Origin of the sequence: Pseudidiomarina sp. WS423, assembly GCF_050750165.1 — a bacterium.
Lineage (GTDB): Bacteria > Pseudomonadota > Gammaproteobacteria > Enterobacterales > Alteromonadaceae > Pseudidiomarina > Pseudidiomarina fusca.
On sequence record NZ_JBOJLN010000008.1, the window covers coordinates 47216 to 69177 of the forward strand.

A 21962-nucleotide genomic window follows, 5' to 3' on the forward strand; every position below is an offset into this window, starting at 1 on the left:
ATCTTTGCCTTTGCCTCTTACGATGAACGTTTGCGTCGCCAACTTAGCCACGCACTAACGAGTGCTGCAGCGCCAGTAGCGGCAGGATAAAACCAAGCGACCTTAGCCACCACCAATAAGGTGGTACTGACCAGCATGGCCGCGGTAATCATTCCCCACCATACTTGCTGTGCATGTTGGCGTTGTTGCTCTGCCAATTGCAACATCATGCGTTGTTGATAATCCGCCTGATGCCTTTGAGTATTTAAGTAATCATAAAGCAAGGTCGGCATTTCTGGCAGCTTTTCTGCCCAAAAAGGCGCATTTTCTTTTACCGAGCGTATCACTGCACGCCAACCCAACTGCTCGTGCATCCAACGTTCTAGGAACGGTTTTGCTGTTTTCCATAAATCGAGTTGTGGATACAAAGTACGCCCTAAACCTTCTACATAAAGCAAGGTCTTCTGCAGTAACACCAACTGCGGTTGTACTTCCATTTCAAAGCGGCGGGCGGTATTGAACAAATTAACCAAGACGTTACCAAACGAAATCTCAGCTAGGGGCTTATTGAAAATGGGTTCGCACACGGTTCGAATGGCACTTTCAAACTCTTCCACATTCACGTGCTTTGGCACCCAACCCGAGTCGATATGCAGTTCAGCCACCTTGCGATAATCACGATTGAAAAACGCCAAAAAGTTCTCGGCCAAATAACGCTTATCTTCACGATTGAGCGTGCCGACAATACCAAAATCAATCCCTAGGTACTGAGGGTCGTCGGGGTGCTGACGTGACACAAAAATATTGCCAGGATGCATATCGGCATGAAAGAAACTGTCGCGGAACACTTGCGTAAAGAACACCTCAACACCACGTTCAGCGAGCTTCTTCATATCCACGCCCATGGCCATCAGGGTATCAACATCACTCACCGGGATGCCGTCTATGCGCTCCATGACCATCACATTAGGGCGACTGTAATCACTGAACACAGTCGGAATATACAATAATTTCGAGTCCGCAAAATTACGTTTCAGCTGAATTGCGTTGGCTGCTTCACGCAATAAATCCAACTCATCGATTAAGGTTTTACGGTACTCTTTTACCACTTCGCGCGGCTTCAAACGCCGCCCGTCTGGCAGATGTCGCGCTAATACGGAAGCCAAGGTTTCCATTAACCGTAAATCCGCATCAATGGTCGGTCGGATATCAGGTCGAATCACCTTGATGACAACCTCAGCACCCGCATCATCACCATGTTTTAGGGTGGCGGTATGAACTTGTGCAATGGATGCCGATGCTAACGGCTGCACCATAAAATCGTCAAAAGCGTCATGAATATTTTCTAGCTCAAGTGCTTTTTCAATCAGCCGTTGCGCCTGTTGGCCATCAAAAGCTTTAACTTTATCTTGCAACACGGCCAATTCATTGGCGATATCAGGCGGCAACAAATCGCGACGGGTGGACAGCATTTGTCCAAACTTGACCCACACCGGCCCTAGCGACTCTAGCGCTAATCGAAGGCGCACTCCAGCAGGTTGCTGTTTGTGCTTGTTCGGAATCCAAAACAACAAATGCCGCCCCAAACGCACCGACCAAGGCAGCCAATGGGCGGGAATGATTTCGTCTAAACCATAGCTGAGCATGGTTTGGGTGATTTTATACAGGCGTTTTAGTCGAGTACTCACAATCCCTACCTTGTTTTTAACGCGCGCTCTAGCTTATCTACTTGCGCACGTAATTGCTGCACCTGCTGTTTAAACTCCGCCATTTGCTGGGAGCCAACTAAAATATGTTTTTCTTCAATAAGGACATCCGCTAGCCACTGTTGCTGCTCTGCTAACCGTTGCTGTAGCCATTGTTGGCTGCGCTTAAAAGCCTGGCCAACAACATGCGCTGGGACATCACCTATACGCTGGCTCAATTGCTCTTCCCAATCAATATCTAAGGCTACAAACAGCTGACTGAATTGTTGCGCCAGCATAGGATCACCCTCAATATCTAAGGCATCGGCTTTAATTAAGCGGGTGATATTGGCACTATCTTGCAACTCAGGGAGAACCGCCAAGCGCGTGATAATATGGCAATCAACGCTATCAGCATCGACCCAGCTCAACAATACACCTTGCTCACTAGCCTGCAACGTAAGGGGTTTACCGAGTTCAGTGAGGGTCACTCGCAAACGTTTACCTGCCACCTTCTGCAACCGCGCTGAGCTAGCACTGTCTAAGCTAAGTAAATGATTAGCCAAAGCCTCTGCGGCACTGGTCGGCAATACAGTCCACAGCATTAGAATTTAAACCCACGATGCAGCGCTACAATGCCGCCGGTTAAATTATCAAACGTGACCTGATCGTAGCCTGCGGTTTCCATCATGCCTTTGAGCGTTTCTTGGTCTGGGTGCATCCGTATCGATTCAGCCAAGTACTGGTAGCTTTCAGCATCACCGGCCACCAACTGCCCCATCTTCGGCAACACATTGAACGAGTAAAAATCGTAGGCTTGATTTAACAAAGGTTGTACCGGTTTCGAGAATTCTAATACCAGTAAGCGACCGCCCGGCTTTAACACTCTAAACATCGACTCTAAAGCCTTCTGCTTATCGGTGACATTACGTAAACCAAAAGCAATCGTAATGATGTCAAAACTATCATCAGCAAAAGGCAGCTCTTCAGCATTGGCTTGAACATAACTGACGTTGCCAACAATGCCGCGGTTACGCAGCTTGTCGCGCCCTACTTCTAACATGGCATCGTTGATATCTGCCAACACCACTTCGCCTGTAGGGCCTACTCGACGCGCGAAGGCAGCGGTTAAATCGCCGGTACCACCAGCAATATCTAATACTTTCATGCCCGTCCGAACACCGCTGCAATCAATGGTGTAGCGCTTCCATAAGCGGTGGATACCGAACGACATTAAATCGTTCATCACATCGTATTTTTGCGCCACTGAGTTAAACACATTGGCCACTAAGTTTTGCTTTTCTGTTTTGGCAACTTGTTTATAGCCAAAATCTATGGTGTCTTGCTGGTTATCTTTCATCTTTAAACCTTTTTCTGTCGCTGCGCCCTAGTGTACTACGAAATCATGCTTGGGCGTAGTGATCCCGTCGTGGTAACCACCGCTGTATCAGTGCATCAGCAGTGTGCGGGTAATGGTGCCAGATTTGGCTTGCCAAGTGCTGAACTTGATCAAGTAAATAACTATGTTTCATGAGGTCGGCTACTTTCATTTCGGTTAAGCCGGTTTGTCGCTGCCCAAGCAATTCACCTGGCCCACGTAACTCCAAATCACGCTGGGCTATCACAAAGCCATCGGTACTGTCGCGCAACACGCCGAGCCGCTGCGTAGCAGTTTTCGATAGCGGCGCATGGTATAACAGCACACAGTGACTCGCCGCTGCCCCCCGGCCTACTCGGCCCCGTAACTGATGTAACTGAGCCAGCCCCAAGCGCTCTGGATTTTCAATAATCATTAAACTAGCATTGGGCACATCCACCCCAACCTCAATCACTGTCGTTGCCACCAGTAAATCGAGTTCGTGGGCCTTAAAAGCACTCATCACCGCTTCTTTTTCGGCACTTTTTAAGCGCCCATGCACTAAGCCAATGCGCAATTGTGGCAACGCTGCTGCCAGTTGCGTGGCGGTATCCTCAGCGGCTTGGCATTGCAGCGCCTCGGATTCTTCAATTAAGGTGCACACCCAGTATGCTTGTCGCCCTTGTTCAGTACAGACATGTTCGACTCGCTGGATCACTTGCTCACGACGGGTATCAGGAATCGCAACCGTGGTTACTGGAGTCCGTCCTGGCGGCAGCTCATCAATGATGGAAGTTGCTAAATCAGCGTAGGCGGTCATCGCCAAAGTTCGCGGAATAGGGGTTGCGGTCATGATGAGCTGATGCGGCTGAAATCCCTGATCAATCCCCTTTTGCCGCAGTTCTAGGCGCTGGTGCACGCCAAACCTATGCTGTTCGTCAATAATAACCAATACCAAATTGGCGTAGGTCACTTCGCTCTGAAATAACGCATGGGTGCCCACCACCAGTTGCACCTCACCGGCAGCTATCGCGGCTAGGTTTTGTTGCCGCTCTTTAGCCTTCTGTTTGCCTGCTAACCAGCCCACAGCAATACCGAGGGGCTCAAACCACTGTCGAAAAGTAAGCGCGTGTTGCTCAGCCAGAATCTCCGTTGGGGCCATCAGGGCTACCTGAAAGCCTTGGCCTATAGCCGTCAGTGCGCTTAAAGCTGCGACCAAGGTCTTGCCTGAACCCACGTCTCCTTGTACTAAGCGCATCATCGGTTGTGACAACGCCAAATCCGCTTGTATTTCGCCAACCACGCGCTGCTGTGCAGCCGTCGGTGCAAAGGGTAATTGCTGCAAAAATTGCTGCTGCAAGACAGGATTCACGGCTAGTGCTCGAGCTTGATGAGCCTGCTTTAGCGCTCTCAATTTCAATAAGCTAAGCTGATGTGCCAATAACTCTTCCGCTGCCAGCCTCACCTGAGCAGGGTGTGTACCCTCTGCTAACTGGCTTAAACTAACGTCCAAGGGCGGCCGGTGTAAAACCCGTAGGGCGGCTGCCAACGAAATTCCACCTGGCTGCAGAGATTCTGGCAGCAATTCAGGCAGTGCCTGCTCATTTAGATAAGTAAGCGCTTGCTCAGATAGCTTTCTTAAAGTGGCTTGTTGAACCCCTTCTGTCGCTGGGTAGACGGGGGTTAACGACTGCTCGGCTAGGATGGGCACTTGCCCTTCTATTATTTTATATTCTGGATGAATCATATCGGGGCCCTGCAGGCCTCGTTTTACTTCACCAAAAAGCTGCAACCTAGTGCCTTGTTCAAACTGTTTCAGCTGGGCTGCACTAAACTGAAAAAACACTGCGGTTAACACGCCGCTCGTATCTTTTACTCGCACCTTGAGCATGCGCTTGCGGCCGTAGGTAATCTCAGCTTTTATCACTTCCGCTACCACAGTGGCGGTGGTGCCCTGCTGCAGCGCAGCAATCGGATAAATCCGTGATCTGTCTTCATAGCGCAAGGGTAAATGCAGGAGCACATCTTGCACATTCATCAGGCCTAGTTTTTCTAATTTAGTTTGTAGTTTCGGCCCAACCCCCTTCAGATTGCTCAGCGGGATGAGGTGCAAGCTGCTTAAACTCATCTTTTAGCGCTCCGAATCCGTTGCCACCACTGCTCATCAGCAAGAATTTCACCTTGCTCGCCCACTGCCGGATAAGGAATATCATTGAGTCGACAAAGCCGCGCGAAAATAGGGTGGCCCCCCTCAAACAGCACCCGCTGCCGCTCTGCTTGTGGCAATGAAGGTTGTTGATAGCGCCCAACTGCCGCACGTTGGCGTTGTGCTTCGTATAAAATCACAGCCGCTGCCACGGAGACATTCAGTGACTCCGCCATCCCTACCATGGGCACAATCACTTGATGGTCAGCCGCGGCAATCGCTTCTGGCGTAACTCCGCGACGCTCTTGCCCCAAAATAATGGCCGTTGGCTTGGTGTAATCAATGGCTCTGAAATCCACCGCTTGGGGCGACAAGTTAGTCACTATGATTTGTTTTTTCTCTGCTTTTAACTGCTCAATGGCACTTGGCAAACCGTCATGGTTGTGCACCTTAACCCATTTATTGGTGCCTACCGCAGCACCCGCCCGTACCCGCAAACGCGGGCCGTACCAAATGGCATGAACCTCATGTATCCCTACCGCATCAGCGGAACGAATCAGTGCTGACAGATTGTGATTTTTATGCACACTCTCTAAGCAGAGCGTTAAATCAGCTTGGCGCTGATCAAGTAATTGATTTATCCGAGCCAAACGCTCGCTAGTCATGGTAAATTCCAAGATCTGACTTCCGCTTTCAAATAATTAGCTACAATAATGAATTTAACACCAAGTATAAAGGGCCGCAGTGGCAGTCCACACCAGGCAAGTATAACGGCATGCATGAGTTAACCCTAGTTTTTAGCCACCCCGATTTCTACGTGCTGAATAAGCCCGCCGGTGCGCCCATGCATGCCAACGCACAACAAGCAAGCGTGGTACATCAACTCGGGCAACAGTTGCAGCAACAATTGTGGCCAGTGCATCGCTTAGATACCCCAACTTCTGGGGCGCTGCTGGTGGCTCGTAATCAGGCTGCGGCAGCCACCTTGAGTGGCCTCTTTGCCGAGCGCCAAATACACAAATATTACCTTGCGGTAGCGGCTGGTAAGCCCAGTAAAAAACAAGGACTGATCTGTGGCGACATGGATAAAGTACGACGTGGCAACTGGCGCCTGTTGCGTACACAAAATAATCCAGCCCGCACCCGTTTTATTAGTCACGCACTAAAACCTGGCTACCGCTATTATGTGCTCAAGCCAAGCACCGGCAAAACCCATCAACTTAGAGTCGCACTGAAGAGTTTGGGGACGCCGATTTGTGGCGACCAGCGTTACGGCGGTGAAGCGGCGCAGCACCTGCATTTGCATGCTTGGCAATTGCAGTTCTGCTATCAACAACAGCAGTTCAGCATCACCGCACCATGGCCAGAATATGAACACTTTCTAGACTTACCCCCCCAACCTGATCTAGGCTTGCTTATCTCTGCTACCTAATTGCAAGGAACTCCCTATGCGTATGTCCATGTTAAATAAAGCTGTCATTGCCACCACCTTAGCCACGAGTTGCTGGGCTATCAGCCCAACGCAGGCCGCTGAACCGGTGCAAATTTCGTCATCCTTAGAGCAGCAAGTGATCGAATGGCGACGTGATTTGCATCAACACCCTGAATTAAGTAATCGTGAATTTCGTACCGCAAAAGTCATTACGGAACACTTGCAGAGCCTTGGTTTTGAAGTGCAGACAGGGGTAGCACATACCGGCGTCGTGGCCCTGCTCAAAGGCGCCAAGCCAGGCCCCACCATCGCCTTGCGGGCCGACATGGATGCCCTACCCGTGGTCGAGCAAACCGACGTTGCCTTTAAATCTACTGCAGTAGCCGAGTATCGCGGTAAAGAAGTAGGTGTTATGCATGCCTGCGGTCATGATTTGCATGTGGCTATGTTGATGGGTGCAGCCCAACAACTCACCGAACTGCGCGAGCAATTAGCTGGCAATGTGGTGTTTATTTTTCAACCGGCCGAAGAAGGTGCTCCTGCAGGTGAAGAAGGTGGTGCTGAGTTGATGCTTAAAGAAGGGTTATTCAAACAGTATCAACCTGAAGCCGTGTTTGGTATTCATGTGTGGTCAGCGGGACACACTGGTCACATTGGCTATCGCGAAGGCCCTCTGATGGCCTCGTCAGACCGCTTTGAAATAACCGTCAAAGGCCAACAAACTCATGGTTCACGGCCATGGGGAGGCGTGGACCCTATTGTGGCGGCGGGCCAGATTATTAATAACACCCAAGCCATTGTTAGCCGTCAGGTCGATATTACCAAGGCGCCAGCGGTAGTGAGCTTTGGTATTGTTGAGGGCGGTGTCCGCAACAATATCATCCCTGATGAGGTCTATCTCGAAGGGACCATCCGTAACTTTGATATGGATAACCGTGCGCAAATTTTTGCTAACTTAAAAACGACTGCTGAGCATACCGCACAAGCCAGTGGCGCTGAGGCGCATGTGCATATTGATGAGGGCTACCCAGTTACCATTAACAATCCAGAATTAACCCGTGCCATGCTGCCTACCATGCACAAGGTAGCAGGAGCCGATAAGGTAAACGTGAATGCATTAGTAACTGGTGCAGAAGATTTCTCATTTTATGCACTAGAGGTGCCAGGATTATTTGTATTTTTGGGGATAACTCCAGAAGATCAAGATCCTGCTACGGCGCCAAGCAACCATTCACCCTTCTTTTATGCTGATGAGCGTGCGCTTAAAACCGGTACTGAACTTTATGTCAACTGGGCTATTGATTACGCTAAGTTACCTTAACGATCTCGGTGCTAGCATAGCCGCCCTGATAAAAAAGGCCCATTACGGGCCTTTTTTGTGGGTAGCTACAATTAAAAAAAGCCTGCTAATTTGCTGCTTGCAGCTGCTTGCGAATCAGTTTTTTATCGATTTTACCAACGCTGGTGCGAGGAATCTCCGCAACCACGGTGACCGAATCAGGAATCGCCCATTTTTCAATCAAGCCGGCCTCAATAAACTGCTGTAAATGATCAGCAACTTGCTCGCGATCAACGGCAGCATCAGCTTTCACTGTAAGCATAGCATGAGGGCGCTCACCCCACTCTGCATCAGGGAGTCCCACCACAGCTGTCAGTTCAATGTCAGGATGCTGACTGATGAGGTTTTCCAGATCTAACGAGGAAATCCATTCACCGCCCGTTTTAATCACATCTTTGATACGGTCACGAATTTGCAGGGTGTAGTTACTATCAATGGTGCCGACATCGCCTGTATGCATCCAGCCATTAGCCCACAGCTCAGCACTTTTTTCTGGCTCGTTTAGATACCCCTGAGTGAGCCATGGTGTGCGCACCACAACCTCACCCATAGCCTCACCATCATGTGGTAAAAAACGACCGTTATTATCAATAATACGCATATTCACCAGTGGCACTGGGCGCCCGGTTTTGATTCGCTCTTGTACTTGGCGCTGTTGATCAAAGTCCGAGGCCTCAAGCGGCAACCAGGTGGTACTCAACAGTGGACAGGTTTCGGACATACCGTAGCCGGTATAGACCTGAACACCGCGTGCGAGGGCGGCATCAGCTAAGCCCGCCGTTAGCGCACTGCCTCCAATTAACACCTGCCAGCCGCTAAAATCAATCGCTTGAGCTTTTTCACTACTCAGTACCATCTGTAAAATGGTCGGCACACAGTGCGAGAAGGTCACCTTTTCTCGTACAAACAACTGCAACAAAGTCGCTGGTTCGTAACGACCAGGATACACTTGCTTGAGCCCCATCATGGTGGCGACATAAGGTACGCCCCAAGCATGCACGTGAAACATTGGAGTGATTGGCATATACACACTACCAGCCTGCATCAACTGCATATTGTCATTCATGCTTGTAGTGGCTGCTAAGGTGAGTGTGTGCAGCACCAATTGTCGATGCGAAAAGTACACCCCTTTCGGGTTGCCGGTGGTGCCGGTGGTGTAAAAGGTTGTGGCAATAGCGTTTTCGTCAAAATCAGGGAAATCATATTCCGGCAACGCCGCTGCCAATAAGCTCTCGTAATCACCCACGGTGGCCAGCGCAGGCTCCGCTGGAGTATCGCTATCACTTAGCTGGATGTATTTTTCGACGGTTACCAGCTCATGTTTTACTTTCGCTAACAACGGCAAGAAGTCATCGTGCGCCAACACCACTTTATCCTCGGCATGATTCATGGTGTAGACAATTTGCTCGGGGGCTAAGCGCACGTTCACCGTATGCAACACAGCGCCAAGCATGGGAATAGCGAAAAAGCACTCAAGATAGCGCGGTGTATCCCAATCCAACACCGCCACCACATCACCTTGCTTCACTCCTTGCTCGGTCAGCATATTAGCGAGGCGTTGCACGCGCTGATTAAACTCAGCATAACTGTAACGCTTGCCATTATTACCGCCAACGATCTCGTTATTAGCACCGTAGCGCTCGCTTGAGAGTAATAACTGCTTTATCAGTAACGGATACTGATAGGCTTCATCAGCCGGCTTTAGTAGTTTTACTGACATAGGTTGTCCTTGTTGTTCTGTCTTTTATTTTTATAGAGTTACCACTTACGGGTAACTTCGTAGATATCGGTACGACGATCTTTCAGGTTCGTGACCGAGCCTTCATGATGTAAATAACGTAATTCGTCTAAGTTTAGATCCGAAAAAATAAGTTGCTCAGTGTTTGGCGTGGTTTCCGCTAAAATAGCATCGTACGGAAAGGCAAAGTCTGACGGCGAAAACACCGCAGACTGGGCGTACTGCACATCCAGACTTTCTACTTGCGGTAAGTTACCCACGCTGCCACAGGTCACCACATAACACTCGTTTTCAACCGCGCGGGCTTGGGCGCAGTGACGCACACGCAGATAGGCATTGCGGGTATCTGTCCAAAACGGCACAAACAACACTTCTAAACCTTCGGCCGCCATCAGTCGACCCAATTCAGGAAACTCCACGTCGTAGCAAATTAAAATGCCCACACGGCCGGCATCGGTATCAAACACTTTAACCACATCGCCGCCTTCAATGACCCAGTCACGCTTTTCATGCGGGGTGACATGTATTTTTCGTTGTTCTTCAACGGTACCGTCGCGGCGACACAAATAAGACACGTTATAAATCACGTCATCTTCATCGAGTGGCATCGAGCCAGTAATGATATTGACGTTGTAACTGACCGCCATCTGTGACATTTCACGTTTAAAGCGTTCGGTAAAGCTAGCTAAAAACCGGATCGCATCTTTCTGCTGGCTCTGATCTGTCAGCCCCATCAGCGGTGCATTAAAAAATTCTGGGAACACCGCAAAATCACTTTGATAGCTCGACATGGCATCGACAAAGTATTCAACTTGACGCAGCATTTCTTCCACCGACTCCACTGAGCGCATTTGCCACTGCACCGCCCCAACGCGGACATTGCGGATGCGGCTACCTAGAATATTGTCCGATGGCTCGTACAAAAAGTTATTCCATTCAAGGAGCGTGGCAAAACCAGCCGAACGCTTATCCTCGGGGAGGTACTTACCTAACAAACGTTTTACGGTGAAATCGTTAGCTAACTGAAAGGTTAAAATCGGGTCATAAATTTCGCGCCGATGCACCCCTTCAATATATTGCCCAGGGCTCAGCTCATCAGCATATTTGTGAAAGTTAACAATGCGACCACCCGCTAAAATGGCCTTCAGATTAAGCTGGCGGCAAAGTTCTTTACGCGCATCGTACAAACGCCGACCTAAACGATAGCCACGATAATCAGGATGAATCAGTACATCCAGGCCATACAGCGCATCACCTTTACGATCATTGAGAATATTCTCACGCGCATCCATTAAATCATCGTAGGTATGGGGGTTACTAAAACGAGCGTATTTAACCCGTACCGTTAACGCTACGCCCACCAGTTGGCCGCCATCTTCTAAACAGATCTGACCTTCAGGAAATTCTTTGATTAATTTCCGAATGGTAGCCTCACCCCAAGCCCCGCCAATGTCTGGATACACCTTGTCCATTAACGGTTTTAACTGAGGGTAATCCTCATCTTTTAGATTACGTAACTGTAAATGTAGATCATCAGGGCTCATAGACTTCCTTTGTGGTTCTGTGTACAACATCAATTAAAGGTATGACGAATAGGCAAAGCTTGCAACGTCAACATAAGACATATAAACTTCTGGACGTCTAAAACAACAATAACACTGCGCAGGAAAAACGATGAATCAACCCGCTAGTGCCAAAGCACTTTTACCCTTACTGCTCTTTCTTTCGCTGTTTTTAGGTGTAGGTGTCTACTTTCAAGTGACTGGGGTCGACTATGCCTTTTATCAGCTTAATAGTCCCGTTGCTATTCTGCCCGCTATTATTTTAGCAGTACTACTCAGCAAGCAAGCCTTTGAAGAACGTATCAATACTTTCGTGGCGGGTGTCGGCGAGCGCAATATCGTCACCATGTGCATGATTTATTTATTAGCCGGAGCATTTTCTACGGTAGCAGCGGCGACCGGTGGCGTCGATGCCATGGTGGCCTTGGGTTTAAACGTGATTCCACCACAGTTTTTGCTGCCAGGCCTATTTATTATTGCCGCTGTGGTGTCTACCGCTATGGGTACCTCGATGGGCACCCTAGCTGCGCTAGCTCCAGTGGCTCTGGGCCTCGGTCAGGCTGCTGATATCGACTTAGCGTTATTAGCTGGAGTCTTGGTAAGCGGATCCATGTTCGGGGATAACTTGTCATTTATTTCAGACACGACTATCGCAGCTACACGTACCCAAGGCTGCGCCATGAGCGACAAGTTCAAAGCTAATCTAAAAATTGCTTTGCCAGCTGCTGCCATTACGCTGATTTGGCTTTTCACCTACGATACCGGTGCAGTCCCTCCGAAAATACCAGAGGCTAATCTCTGGCTGGCCTTGCCGTACTTTTTTATTATTGTGCTTGCCGTGCTCGGCTTAAATGTGTTTGCTGTGCTGACCCTGGGTATCATTTTAGCTGCTGCGTTCGGCATGGCCACGGTTGACTATCAATGGGTTGCCTTTAGCAAGGACATCTACCAAGGCTTTACCAGCATGCAAGAAATCTTCTTGCTGTCACTTCTTATTGGCGGCTTGAGTGCGCTGATCCGCCAGCAAGGTGGCCTACAATTTCTTGCGGATGCCGTAGGCACAGTTACCAAACGTTTGTTCAAGCACAAACAACAACGGGCGGCCTTTGGCGTGGCAGGCTTAACCGCGCTAACAAACTTTGCTGTGGCTAATAATACAGTCACCATTTTATTAAGTGGCGAAGTGAGTAAACGTCTAGCTGAAGAAGGCGATCTAGCACCACGACAAAGCGCGAGCTTACTGGATATTTTTGCCTGTGTAGTACAAGGTGCTTTGCCCTACGGCGCACAAGCCTTATTGATGGGGGCTAGTTTTGGTTTGTCGCCGTTAGAAGTGAGCTTGCATACCGGCTACTGCTTTATTTTAGGAGGGGTATCCTTGGCGATGATTATCTGGCGCAAACCCTTAGAGAGCCGCGCCAGTAGCACAGCAACTGCCTAGTTAGTACTAGGCAGTTCCATCACACCATCAATTTCAATCTGTACATTTTTGGGCAATGCCCGTACTCCAATCGCTGCGCGAGCGGGGTACGGCGCTTGGAAGAACTCAGCCATCACTTCATTCACCACAGCAAAATGACTTAAATCGGTTAAATAAATTTGTACTTTCACCATATCCTGCAGTTCACCACCGGCAGCTTCACAAACTGCAGCAAGGTTTTTGAACACTTGCACCGCTTGCTCACGAAAATCTTCGCTAATCACCGTCATGCTGCTCGGCACTAGTGGGATCTGGCCCGACAAATACACAGTGGTGCCAATTTTTACTGCTTGTGAGTAGGTACCAATTGCGGCTGGAGCATTATCGGTACTGATAATAACTTTCGACATAGTTGTTCCTAAAAGTAAGTTCTGTTAATTGGGGTAAGGACAGATAACTAAGGGGGTTATTTGCGCAGTCGCCACACGCGTTGCACATCGGGCATCTTTCGGATATGTCGCAACACGTTGGCTAGTTGAGTTCGATCTCGTACGGTAAGAGCGACATCAATATAGTAAATATTGGCATCGAGCTCTTCGGTTTTCAGGCCATGAATATTACAACCAGCAGCAGCAATAGCTGTTGTTAGCTTAGCTAACACACCTTGATGATTAATCACCTCTACCCGCACTTCGGTAATAAATTCTCCGTCCGGGTTGGCTTCCCACTGCACGGGGAAGTAGCGTCCAGGCTCATCTTCAAAACCACGCACGTTTTTACATTCTCGCCGGTGTACTACCAAGCCTTTACCTGGGCTGACGTGGGCAATAATCTCATCACCTGGTATCGGCCGACAACACTTCGCAAAGCTCATCAACAAGCCTTCAGCACCGCGAATAGCTAGCGTACTACGAACAGGGCTGGCGCTACCATCATCTTTCAGCTGTGCTAATTCACCCAATAGACGCTTGGCAATCGCAATCGACATCATATTGCCTAAACCGATTTCGCGCAGCAGTTGCTCTTTAGACTCTAACTTCACTTCGTGTAGCACACGGGTAAATTCAGCGTCACTTATTTCATCAAAGTTGACTGGGCCTAAGGCGGCACGTAACAGACGTTCGCCAAGATTTTCCGCTTCACGGAACTCTTGTCCTTTCAAATACTGACGGATTTTGGCCCGCGCCTTGCCAGTGACCACAAAGTTCAACCAAGCAATATTAGGGCGTGAGCCTGGTGCTGTTTTAATTTCGACAGTTTGCCCTGTTTCTAACGGCTTAGAAAGCGAGTGCACTTTGTGATTCACTTTGGCACCAATACAAGTGTTACCTATATCCGTGTGCACTGCGTAAGCAAAGTCTACCGGCGTTGCCCCTTGTGGCAACTCAATGATGCGCCCCTCGGGAGTAAACACATAAATTTCTTCTGGAAACAGCTCAGATTTAACGTTTTCGATAAACTCAAACGCATTCCCAGTACTTTGCTGCAACTCAAGTAAGCTCTGCATCCAGCGCCGTGCTCGAACCTGTGCCGTGGTGCCACTACTATCTTCGGTTTTATATAACCAATGCGCCGCCACACCTCGGTCTGCCATCAAGTTCATTTCTTCGGTACGAATTTGGACTTCGACCGGAATGCCATAAGGCCCCTTCAGCGAGGTGTGCAAGGATTGATAGCCGTTTGATTTCGGGATTGCAATGTAATCTTTAAAGCGGGTTTCAATGGGCTTGTAGAGATTGTGCAGGGCACCTAACACGCGATAGCAGGTATCAACCTCATCGACAATCACGCGAAATGCATAAATGTCCATGACCTGTTCAAAGCGCAATTCTTTGTGCAGCATCTTTTGGTAGATACTGTACAAATGCTTTTCGCGGCCCAATACTCGCGCTTTGATACCCACATCGTGTAAGCGTTTTTCGATTTCTTGCTGAACCCGTTCCACCAGCTCGCGGCGATTACCGCGAGCCATTTTCACCTGAGACTCAAGCAAGCGCGCTCGCCACGGATACAGCGCATGAAAACCAAGCAGCTCTAATTCATTTTTGATGTCATGAATACCTAAGCGATGCGCCAAGGGCGCATAAATTTCGAGGGTTTCACGGGCAATACGACGCCGTTTATCAGGACGTAAATGACCGATAGTACGCATGTTATGAGTGCGGTCTGCTAATTTAATCAGAATCACTCGAATATCATGCACCATCGCCATAATCATCTTGCGATAGTTTTCCGTTTGCAGCTCTTCTTTTGAATTAAACTGCAATTTATCTAGTTTAGACACGCCTTCAACCAGCTCGGCAACGGTGCTACCAAACTGTTCAGCCAAATCTTCTTGGGTAAAAGGCGTGTCTTCAATCACATCATGCAACAGCGCTGCCATGATGGTTTCGTGATCTAAGCGCATGTCGGCTAATAAACTAGCCACAGCTACTGGATGGGTAATGTAAGGTTCGCCACTACTACGTTTTTGTGGTTTGTGCGCTTCTGCGGCTAATCGATAAGCCGCAGCAGTGCGCTCCACCTGCTCTGGTGGTAAGTACTCAGTCAGTTGTTGCCTGAGGCCTTCAAACAAATACACCCGATTTACTCAAGCCCACGAACTGCGTCAACGGCTGCCAGTTCATCAGCTTCCATTTGCGCGGCTTCAGTGCGCTCGGCAGCATCTAAGCGGCCTGCATCAATTTTACCAGACTCAATTTCACGCAACGCGATCACGGTTGCCTTTTCGTTGCTCTTCCAAGGTACCAATGAATCTTTACCTTGAGTCGCCAATTGACGAGCACGACGTGCTGCTACTAGCACTAAATCAAATCGGTTGCCAATGCGGTCAACTGCTTCTTCTACGGTTACGCGAGCCATGATTACTCCAACTATGTGCAAAACGGGTCAGGAATTATACGGATTTACCCGCCATTCGCCAAGAGATCTTTAAGTTTTGCGGCATGCCGCACTTGCTGTAATCCTACCTTAAGGCGCTGCGCAAACACAATATGCTCTAATTGAGCCAACGTTTGCGCAAATTTATCATTCACCAGTAGGTAGTCAAATTCATGGTAATGAGATAGCTCTGCTTGCGCTTTTGCCATCCGCCCACGAATAACTTCATCGCTATCTTGACCGCGGCCACGCAAGCGTTGCTCTAAGATCTCTAAGCTAGGCGGGATGATAAAAATAGATTGCGCATGGGGATGCGCCTCTCGCACTTGCCGTGCTCCTTGCCAATCGATATCAAGAAAGACATCAATGCCTTCCGCTAACGTCTGTTCAATGTAAACGCGTGAAGTGCCGTAATAATTACCAAACACATGGGCCCATTCATAAAATTCATCGTTAGCAATTTTTTCTTTAAACTCAGCCTCAGAAAGAAAATGATAGTGTTCACCGTCTACTTCACCGGGGCGTGGAGCTCGCGTTGTGCAAGACACAGAAACCTGCATACTATCGTGGCTATGGCGCTCTAGTAGCGCACGAATTAAACTAGATTTCCCGGCTCCACTAGGAGCAGCTAAGATAAATAAATTGCCGGTAGCTATGCTATTTGTTGTCATGAATGCTTACATTGAATGGCTTGCGAATAACGGCAAAGCATAGCATGTTGCATTAAAACGTGCGATACCTGATGCTGTACCTCATTCTAAAAACTATGATTGCCACCTTAGGTGGCGCAGGAGATGACCCATGACTGGCTGGATTATTATTATCATTGCAGTGTTGTTACTCGTTTGGGCGGTTAGCATCTATAACAACTTGGTGCGCTTGCGTAATCAATTTAAAAATGCCTTTGCGCAGATCGAAGTGCAGCTTAAACGCCGTTACGATCTCATCCCCAACTTAGTGGAAACAGCTAAGACCTACATGAAGCACGAAGCCGATACACTCGAAGCCGTGATTCAGGCAAGAAACCAGGCTTTAGCTGCATTACCACAAGCCAAACAAGACCTCACCAACAATCAAGCCATGCAACAATTAGGTGGAGCCGAAGGCGCCCTAGGGAGTGCTTTGGGCCGGTTAAATGTGGTGATGGAGGCTTACCCTGATTTAAAAGCTAACCAAAACATGATGCAAGTGTCTGAAGAACTCACCAGCACCGAAAATCGGGTTGCCTTTGCACGGCAGGCATTCAACGATGCCGTGATGTCCTACAACACCTACAAACAATCCTTTCCACCGGTGGTCTTTGCCGGCTTTTTTGGTCATCGTGACGATGCCAGCTTACTTGAATTTGCCGATAGTAACGAGATTCAAGCTGCACCTAAAGTGTCCTTTTAATGTTAGTTGCGGATAAATTAGGTAAGCTACCATGGTGAATTTCTTTGCTCAGCAACAGCAGGCCAAGCGCAATACCAGCCTGCTGGTGCTGTTATTTTTTCTCGCCTTTATCTCAATCATTGGCATAGTAACAGCCGCCGTTGCGGTTTTTTCTGGCGCTGTGATCGTCAGTGACACCGCCCCCACCCAGATTTTTTGGCAACCGCTGATAATTACTATGGCCGTTGTTGCTGGAGGTATTTTGTTGGTCTGCCTAGTAAAATGGCTGCAGCTTCGTCCTGGCGGGCATGTGGTGGCTGAAAGCTTAGGTGGCATCCAACTCGCACCTGATAGCAGCGACCCACTAGAACGACGTGTTCTTAATGTGGTTGAAGAAATGGCTATCGCCGCCAACTTACCGGTACCAGCAGTCTATCTACTCCCCAACGAAGCCGGTATTAATGCCTTTGCCGCTGGCTACGAAACCAAAGATGCTGCCATCGGCCTTACTCGTGGTGCCGTTGAAACCTTTTCACGCGAACAGTTGCAAGCAGTGGTCGCCCACGAGTTCAGCCATATCCTTAATGGTGATATGCGGCTCAATATTCGCTTAATTGCCGCCCTAGCCGGTATTCTTTCGTTAACCCATTTGGGTTACATGCTGCTGCGTTCGTCGCGCTTTAGTTCGCGGCGCAACAATAAAAATGCACTACCTTTAGTGGGCGTGGCGCTGCTGGTAGTAGGCAGCATTGGGGTATTCTTCGGGCAGTTGATTAAAGCTGCCGTGAGTCGCCAGCGTGAATATTTAGCCGATGCTGCAGCGGTGCAATTTACCCGCAATCCCGAAGCGCTTGCCGGCGCCCTACAGCAAATTGGCGCGCGCCAGCATGGCAGTCGCGTGCACCATAGCAACGCCGACGAGGCCTCTCACTTATTTTTCGGCCAAGCACTCAGCTCTTGGTTTACTTTGATGGCAACGCATCCACCGCTAGCGCAACGCATCAAACGCCTTACTCCCCACTGGAACGGTAAGTATCCGAGCCCACAACAACACTTTAGCCAAACCCAACAGGCACGACAGCAGCAACAGCGCCCTAATGCGCTGGAGCAGTTAGCCAAGCTAGCCCTACCGGCGTTGTTATTGGAGCAAGCCCGCAGCCCACAGCAAGCGCCGCAACTTATTCGGGGGTTGCTAGAGGCTAACGTGATTGGCACAGTCAGCCCACTAGCTGAGCTTACCGCTGCGCAGCAATTAGCCTTGGTTGAACTTGCGATTCCGGCGCTGCAGCTCGCCTCAACCAGTAGCCAACTGGATATTGTGAAAGATTTAGAGCACTTGGCCCAGCGCGTTGCCAACGGCGGTGATTTATTTCATTGGTGTCTGTATCAGTTACTTGCGCGGCACTTATTACCTGCTAGCAAATTCAAGCATACCCTTGCGAATGACCAAGCTTTTGATATTACGGTAGCTGCCTTAACCGCAGCAGAGCAGCAGCAAGCCATCGATTTTACGCAACTTGAACGGGCTCTTAATACCTGCAAGAGTTGGTCACCGCAGGCTAAGCAAACCTTAGTACAACGTTGGTACGAAACCATTCATGCTGATGCCAAAGTCTCCGCAGTAGAGCACAAACTCATCGCCACTCTATGCGCATGTATCGGCGCTCCCTTGCCTGATCTCGAGCCTGATCTCGAGCCAGAATGATAGCTATAAAAAAACCCCGCTACACCGGTCAGGTAAAGCGGGGTTTTTTGCTTATTTTCGGTCACCTGTTATTCCCAGAAGAAGGCCTTCCGCGGCGCTGCTTTAGGAACCAACTGATGCATGGTTTCGGCATCGTACAAGCGGCCATTCACCATGGTATGAGTCACGCGATCCGTCACCCTAATATCCTGTAACGGGTCGCCATCAATGACGATGATGTCCGCCAATTTGCCCTGCTCTAGCGAACCTAGGTAGTTGGCCATGCCAAACTCTTTGGCCGGATTAATGGTGGCGGTAGCTAGCGCCTGCAAAGGCGTCATACCGCCTTGTGCCATCATCCAAATTTCCCAATGTTGCGCTAGACCTTCGCGCTGACCATGGGCGCCAGCAACCACATCCACGCCCAAATCTTGTAGCTGCTTAGCTACATCAGCGTTATTAAAGTGATTGTAGTGATTATGCGGGGCTTTTTCGCGTCGCACCGAGCTGACCAGAGCCGGCTGCGGCACAAACTTAGCCAACTTGGGATGACGCCAAACGTCGGTTTCTGCATACCAATAGTTCTCACCCCAAATACCACCGTACGCCACCCCTAAGGTAGGCGTATAGTTCACTTCGGTTTGGCTCCAGAACTGTTTGATATCATCATAGACTTTAGCAATCGGAATAGAGTGCTCAACGGTGGTATGCCCATCGGCAATCATGCTCAGGTTATGCTGCAATAAGGAGCCACCTTCTGGCACCACCATCATCTCTAGTTCGCGACCGGCTTGAATAATCTGTTGACGCTGATTTCGACGAGGCTGGTTGTAGCTTTTTACTGAAAACGCCCCGACTTTTTTCAAGCGCTCAAGATGAAACTTAGCATCATCCAAGTTATCCACATGAGCCGTGTACCCTGGGCCATTGGCTCCGTACAAAATCGTCCCGGTTGAGAAGGTGCGTGGCGCCGCAATCAAGCCCGCTTTCTGTAACTCGCTCGCCGCAAAAATCTCACTGGTATCATTAGAAGGGTCATGAATTGAAGTCACCCCAAATGCCAACGTGGCATAAGTTTTCCAGTTTTGTTCGGGAATGATCTCGTTGTCGCCTTGCGGCCCGTGTGCGTGTCCATCAAATAGCCCAGGCATGACCGTTTTGCCCTTTGTATCTATGATAGTGGCACCCGCTGGCACTTGCACATCAGCACTAGGCCCCACCGCGACAATTTTATTGCCAGTGACAACAACGGTGCCATTCTCAATCACTTTATCACCGGCCATGGTGATCACTTGCCCACCGACAAAAGCGACGGTGTCGTCATGAATGGCAGCATCGGCAACAAAGCTAATGTCTAAACCGTTAGCGACTTGCTCGAACCCGCTGACATCATCGATGCCAAACAAGCCAGCAACCGAGGCATGGTAAAGCTCTGGCCCTAACGACCAGTAAAGCGCCCCACCATCACCAGCCCAAGAAATATTCTCGCCCGCTCGTACCGATAACTGCTCGACCGGGAACTGTTTATCGTTGGGGCCAATTTTAATCGCCGCGCCACGCTCCACAAACGGCGTCACAAAAACCTTAAAGCGTTCAGCAAAGGCTAAATGCTGACCATCAGGTGACACTCTAAATTCAGTAGCATGCTCGGCGGTGTAGAGCGTGCGTTGCTCTTTGGTGGTTAAGTCCACACTGATAAGCGCTGGGCTGCCACTATAAGCCATTAGATACAAGCGATCGCTACGAGCGCCAAATTGCGGTGAACTGCCATTTTTACTCACCAACTGCGGCTGCGCTTGAGCGTCGTTCAAAGATAAATGATAAACCCCAGGATTTAAGCCATAGGTGTCTGGTGTGATATAGCCACCGCGTAACTTGCGATACACCACAGCTTGCCCATCTGGGCTAAACACGGGTTCGACAAATTTACCGGTACCCGTAGGTAACACAGCTTCCTTGCCTGAGCGTAAGTCACGGACAATCAACTGCCCCTGTTGCTGGTCATCCCAAGTGGCATAAACCAGTTTACTACCGTCACGCGAGTAGCTTGGATACAGCTCCCACGCACCCTCGCGATCCGTGAGTCGCTTCGGCTCGCCATTGGGTAGGTTGCGCACATAGAGTTTACCTAAAGCTTCGTACACAACCTGCTTGGCATTAGGGGCCACTTGCACCATCCGTAGCATTTTTACCCGGAACTGATCCTGGTCGATGTTTTGTTCAAAGCGCAGGGCATTCTGGACTTTCTTGGTGGTTTCAACACTAAAAGGAACAACTCGAGTGCTACGGCTGGCAACATCAAGCTGCATGATTTTGCCGTCCGCCCAGAAGACTATTTTGTTACCGTCTGGGCTCCAATCCATGGTGGGATAAACCCCATGAATGGCCCAAGTTTCTTGCATGTCCCGATCCAACTGACTGTACAAACGAGTCTGTTCGCCTGAGCGTAAGTCATACAAATACAACACGCTATTAAAGTCTTCGCGCTTAATGTAAGCCAAGTAGTTACCATCTGGCGATGGCGTAGGTCGAATAGCCCCACCAGCACCGCCCAGAATCACTTCAATAGCGCCCGTTTCACGGTCATAACGTTTAATTTTATAAATGCCTTCCAACGAGTCTTTGCTGTAGTGGAAAGTTTTACCGGGCGTATCATCTTGGGAGAAATAAATATATCGGCCATCCGGCGAAAATGCTGGTTCACCGAGATCTTTTTGATCGTTCGGGCGCTCCGTTAGCATTACGCCAGAGCCACCAGAGCGATGGTACATCCAAACTTCGCCGGCACCGAGCGAGCGGCTTGCGGTAAAGTGCTTACGCGCCACAATAAACTCCCCATCAGGGCTCCAGGCCGGGCTGTTGAGCAAGCGAAAGGTTTCATCGGTGACTTGTCGAGGATTGCTGCCATCAGCATTCATCACCCAAATGTTATCACCACCATCGGCATCAGACGTAAAAGCAATGTAGTTGCCATCTGGCGAATACACCGGCTGCATATGCCAAGCGATACCGCCTATTAATAGCTCTGCATCACCACCAGTTGCTGGAATTCGGTAAATATCACCAAGCATATCGAACAGGATATACTTGCCATCAGGGCTCATATCAACGTTCATCCAAGTACCTTCGGTGGTCTTGATCTGGATGTCTTTAAATTCACCTTGCGGATTGCTTACATCCCAGCCCTGCTCAGTTTGCGCCTGCGCTGAGAAAGATAAAGCCACGCTAACGGCAAGGGCCAGCGTTGATAATGTTTTCATAAATAAGCACCTTTGTTGTTCGTCCAATGCCGCTTGATGACAAGCAGCTCAGGTTATAGTTATTCGTTCAGGCCACACAACTCAAGCGAACTGAGCTCAACGGACTGTT

17 protein-coding genes are annotated in these 21962 nt (G+C 49.4%); 5 read left to right on the forward strand and 12 right to left on the reverse strand.

Features of this window, described 5'->3' with window-relative positions; all coding sequences use genetic code 11:
• Positions 1-17: 17 nt before the first annotated feature.
• From ubiB to trmH, 5 genes are read right to left on the reverse strand one after another with little or no spacing between them, the layout of a single operon-like run.
• Positions 18-1625: a ubiquinone biosynthesis regulatory protein kinase UbiB gene (gene ubiB, locus ACQ661_RS08390; RefSeq protein WP_431668170.1), complete on the reverse strand. Its 1608-nt coding sequence runs from the start codon at positions 1623-1625 to the stop codon at positions 18-20.
• Positions 1626-1672: 47 nt separating this feature from the next.
• Positions 1673-2269 (reverse strand): ubiquinone biosynthesis accessory factor UbiJ, encoded by a 597-nt coding sequence (locus tag ACQ661_RS08395; protein WP_431668138.1) that lies wholly within the window; start codon positions 2267-2269, stop codon positions 1673-1675.
• Positions 2269-3024: a bifunctional demethylmenaquinone methyltransferase/2-methoxy-6-polyprenyl-1,4-benzoquinol methylase UbiE gene (ubiE, locus tag ACQ661_RS08400; protein ID WP_110075524.1), complete on the reverse strand. Its 756-nt coding sequence runs from the start codon at positions 3022-3024 to the stop codon at positions 2269-2271. Before ubiE ends, ACQ661_RS08395 begins: the two co-directional genes overlap by 1 nt.
• Positions 3025-3067: 43 nt before the next feature.
• Entirely contained in the window at positions 3068-5149 is a 2082-nt protein-coding gene (recG, locus tag ACQ661_RS08405; protein ID WP_110075525.1) for an ATP-dependent DNA helicase RecG, read from the reverse strand.
• Entirely contained in the window at positions 5146-5832 is a 687-nt protein-coding gene (gene trmH / locus ACQ661_RS08410) for a tRNA (guanosine(18)-2'-O)-methyltransferase TrmH (RefSeq protein ID WP_153826905.1), read from the reverse strand. The genes recG and trmH overlap by 4 nt, the downstream gene beginning before the upstream one ends.
• Positions 5833-5942: 110 nt before the next feature.
• Between trmH and ACQ661_RS08415 the strand changes: the two genes are divergently transcribed.
• Both ACQ661_RS08415 and ACQ661_RS08420 read left to right on the forward strand, forming a co-directional pair.
• Entirely contained in the window at positions 5943-6599 is a 657-nt protein-coding gene (locus tag ACQ661_RS08415) for a TIGR01621 family pseudouridine synthase (RefSeq protein ID WP_431668139.1), read from the forward strand.
• Between the two features lie 22 nt (positions 6600-6621).
• A complete protein-coding gene (locus ACQ661_RS08420) occupies positions 6622-7920 on the forward strand; it encodes an amidohydrolase (protein ID WP_431668171.1) in 1299 nt (432 codons plus the stop codon).
• 85 nt (positions 7921-8005) lie between these two features.
• Here the strand turns inward: ACQ661_RS08420 and ACQ661_RS08425 are convergent, their stop codons facing one another.
• Positions 8006-9658, reverse strand: coding sequence for a fatty acid--CoA ligase (locus ACQ661_RS08425; protein ID WP_431668140.1), 1653 nt, complete (start codon positions 9656-9658; stop codon positions 8006-8008).
• Positions 9659-9696: 38 nt separating this feature from the next.
• Positions 9697-11220: a bifunctional GNAT family N-acetyltransferase/carbon-nitrogen hydrolase family protein gene (locus tag ACQ661_RS08430; protein ID WP_110075530.1), complete on the reverse strand. Its 1524-nt coding sequence runs from the start codon at positions 11218-11220 to the stop codon at positions 9697-9699.
• 130 nt (positions 11221-11350) lie between these two features.
• On the opposite strand from ACQ661_RS08430, the gene ACQ661_RS08435 reads away from it, so the two are divergent.
• On the forward strand, positions 11351-12679 hold the full coding sequence (locus ACQ661_RS08435; RefSeq protein WP_313933145.1) for a Na+/H+ antiporter NhaC family protein: 1329 nt from the start codon (positions 11351-11353) through the stop codon (positions 12677-12679).
• Here the strand turns inward: ACQ661_RS08435 and ACQ661_RS08440 are convergent.
• The 4 genes from ACQ661_RS08440 to gmk are packed head-to-tail and all read right to left on the reverse strand — an operon-like array spanning position 12676 to position 16209.
• The gene (locus ACQ661_RS08440; protein ID WP_153826910.1) at positions 12676-13068 is read right to left on the reverse strand and encodes a RidA family protein; all 393 of its coding nucleotides are present in this window, start codon (positions 13066-13068) and stop codon (positions 12676-12678) included. The two genes, ACQ661_RS08435 and ACQ661_RS08440, sit on opposite strands and share 4 nt — an antisense overlap.
• A 56-nt stretch (positions 13069-13124) precedes the next feature.
• Positions 13125-15239 (reverse strand): bifunctional GTP diphosphokinase/guanosine-3',5'-bis pyrophosphate 3'-pyrophosphohydrolase, encoded by a 2115-nt coding sequence (gene spoT / locus ACQ661_RS08445; RefSeq protein WP_162014570.1) that lies wholly within the window; start codon positions 15237-15239, stop codon positions 13125-13127.
• Positions 15240-15244: 5 nt separating this feature from the next.
• Entirely contained in the window at positions 15245-15520 is a 276-nt protein-coding gene (rpoZ, locus tag ACQ661_RS08450; RefSeq protein ID WP_431668141.1) for a DNA-directed RNA polymerase subunit omega, read from the reverse strand.
• 44 nt (positions 15521-15564) lie between these two features.
• The gene (gene gmk / locus ACQ661_RS08455; RefSeq protein ID WP_110075535.1) at positions 15565-16209 is read right to left on the reverse strand and encodes a guanylate kinase; all 645 of its coding nucleotides are present in this window, start codon (positions 16207-16209) and stop codon (positions 15565-15567) included.
• 130 nt (positions 16210-16339) lie between these two features.
• On the opposite strand from gmk, the gene ACQ661_RS08460 reads away from it, so the two are divergent.
• Together ACQ661_RS08460 and ACQ661_RS08465 are read left to right on the forward strand one after the other, a co-directional pair.
• Positions 16340-16930 (forward strand): LemA family protein, encoded by a 591-nt coding sequence (locus tag ACQ661_RS08460; protein WP_431668142.1) that lies wholly within the window; start codon positions 16340-16342, stop codon positions 16928-16930.
• A gap of 31 nt (positions 16931-16961) precedes the next feature.
• Positions 16962-18614 (forward strand): M48 family metallopeptidase, encoded by a 1653-nt coding sequence (locus tag ACQ661_RS08465; protein ID WP_431668143.1) that lies wholly within the window; start codon positions 16962-16964, stop codon positions 18612-18614.
• 68 nt (positions 18615-18682) lie between these two features.
• On the opposite strand, the gene ACQ661_RS08470 is transcribed toward ACQ661_RS08465, so the two are convergent.
• On the reverse strand, positions 18683-21853 hold the full coding sequence (locus tag ACQ661_RS08470) for an amidohydrolase family protein (RefSeq protein WP_431668144.1): 3171 nt from the start codon (positions 21851-21853) through the stop codon (positions 18683-18685).
• Positions 21854-21962 lie beyond the last annotated feature (109 nt).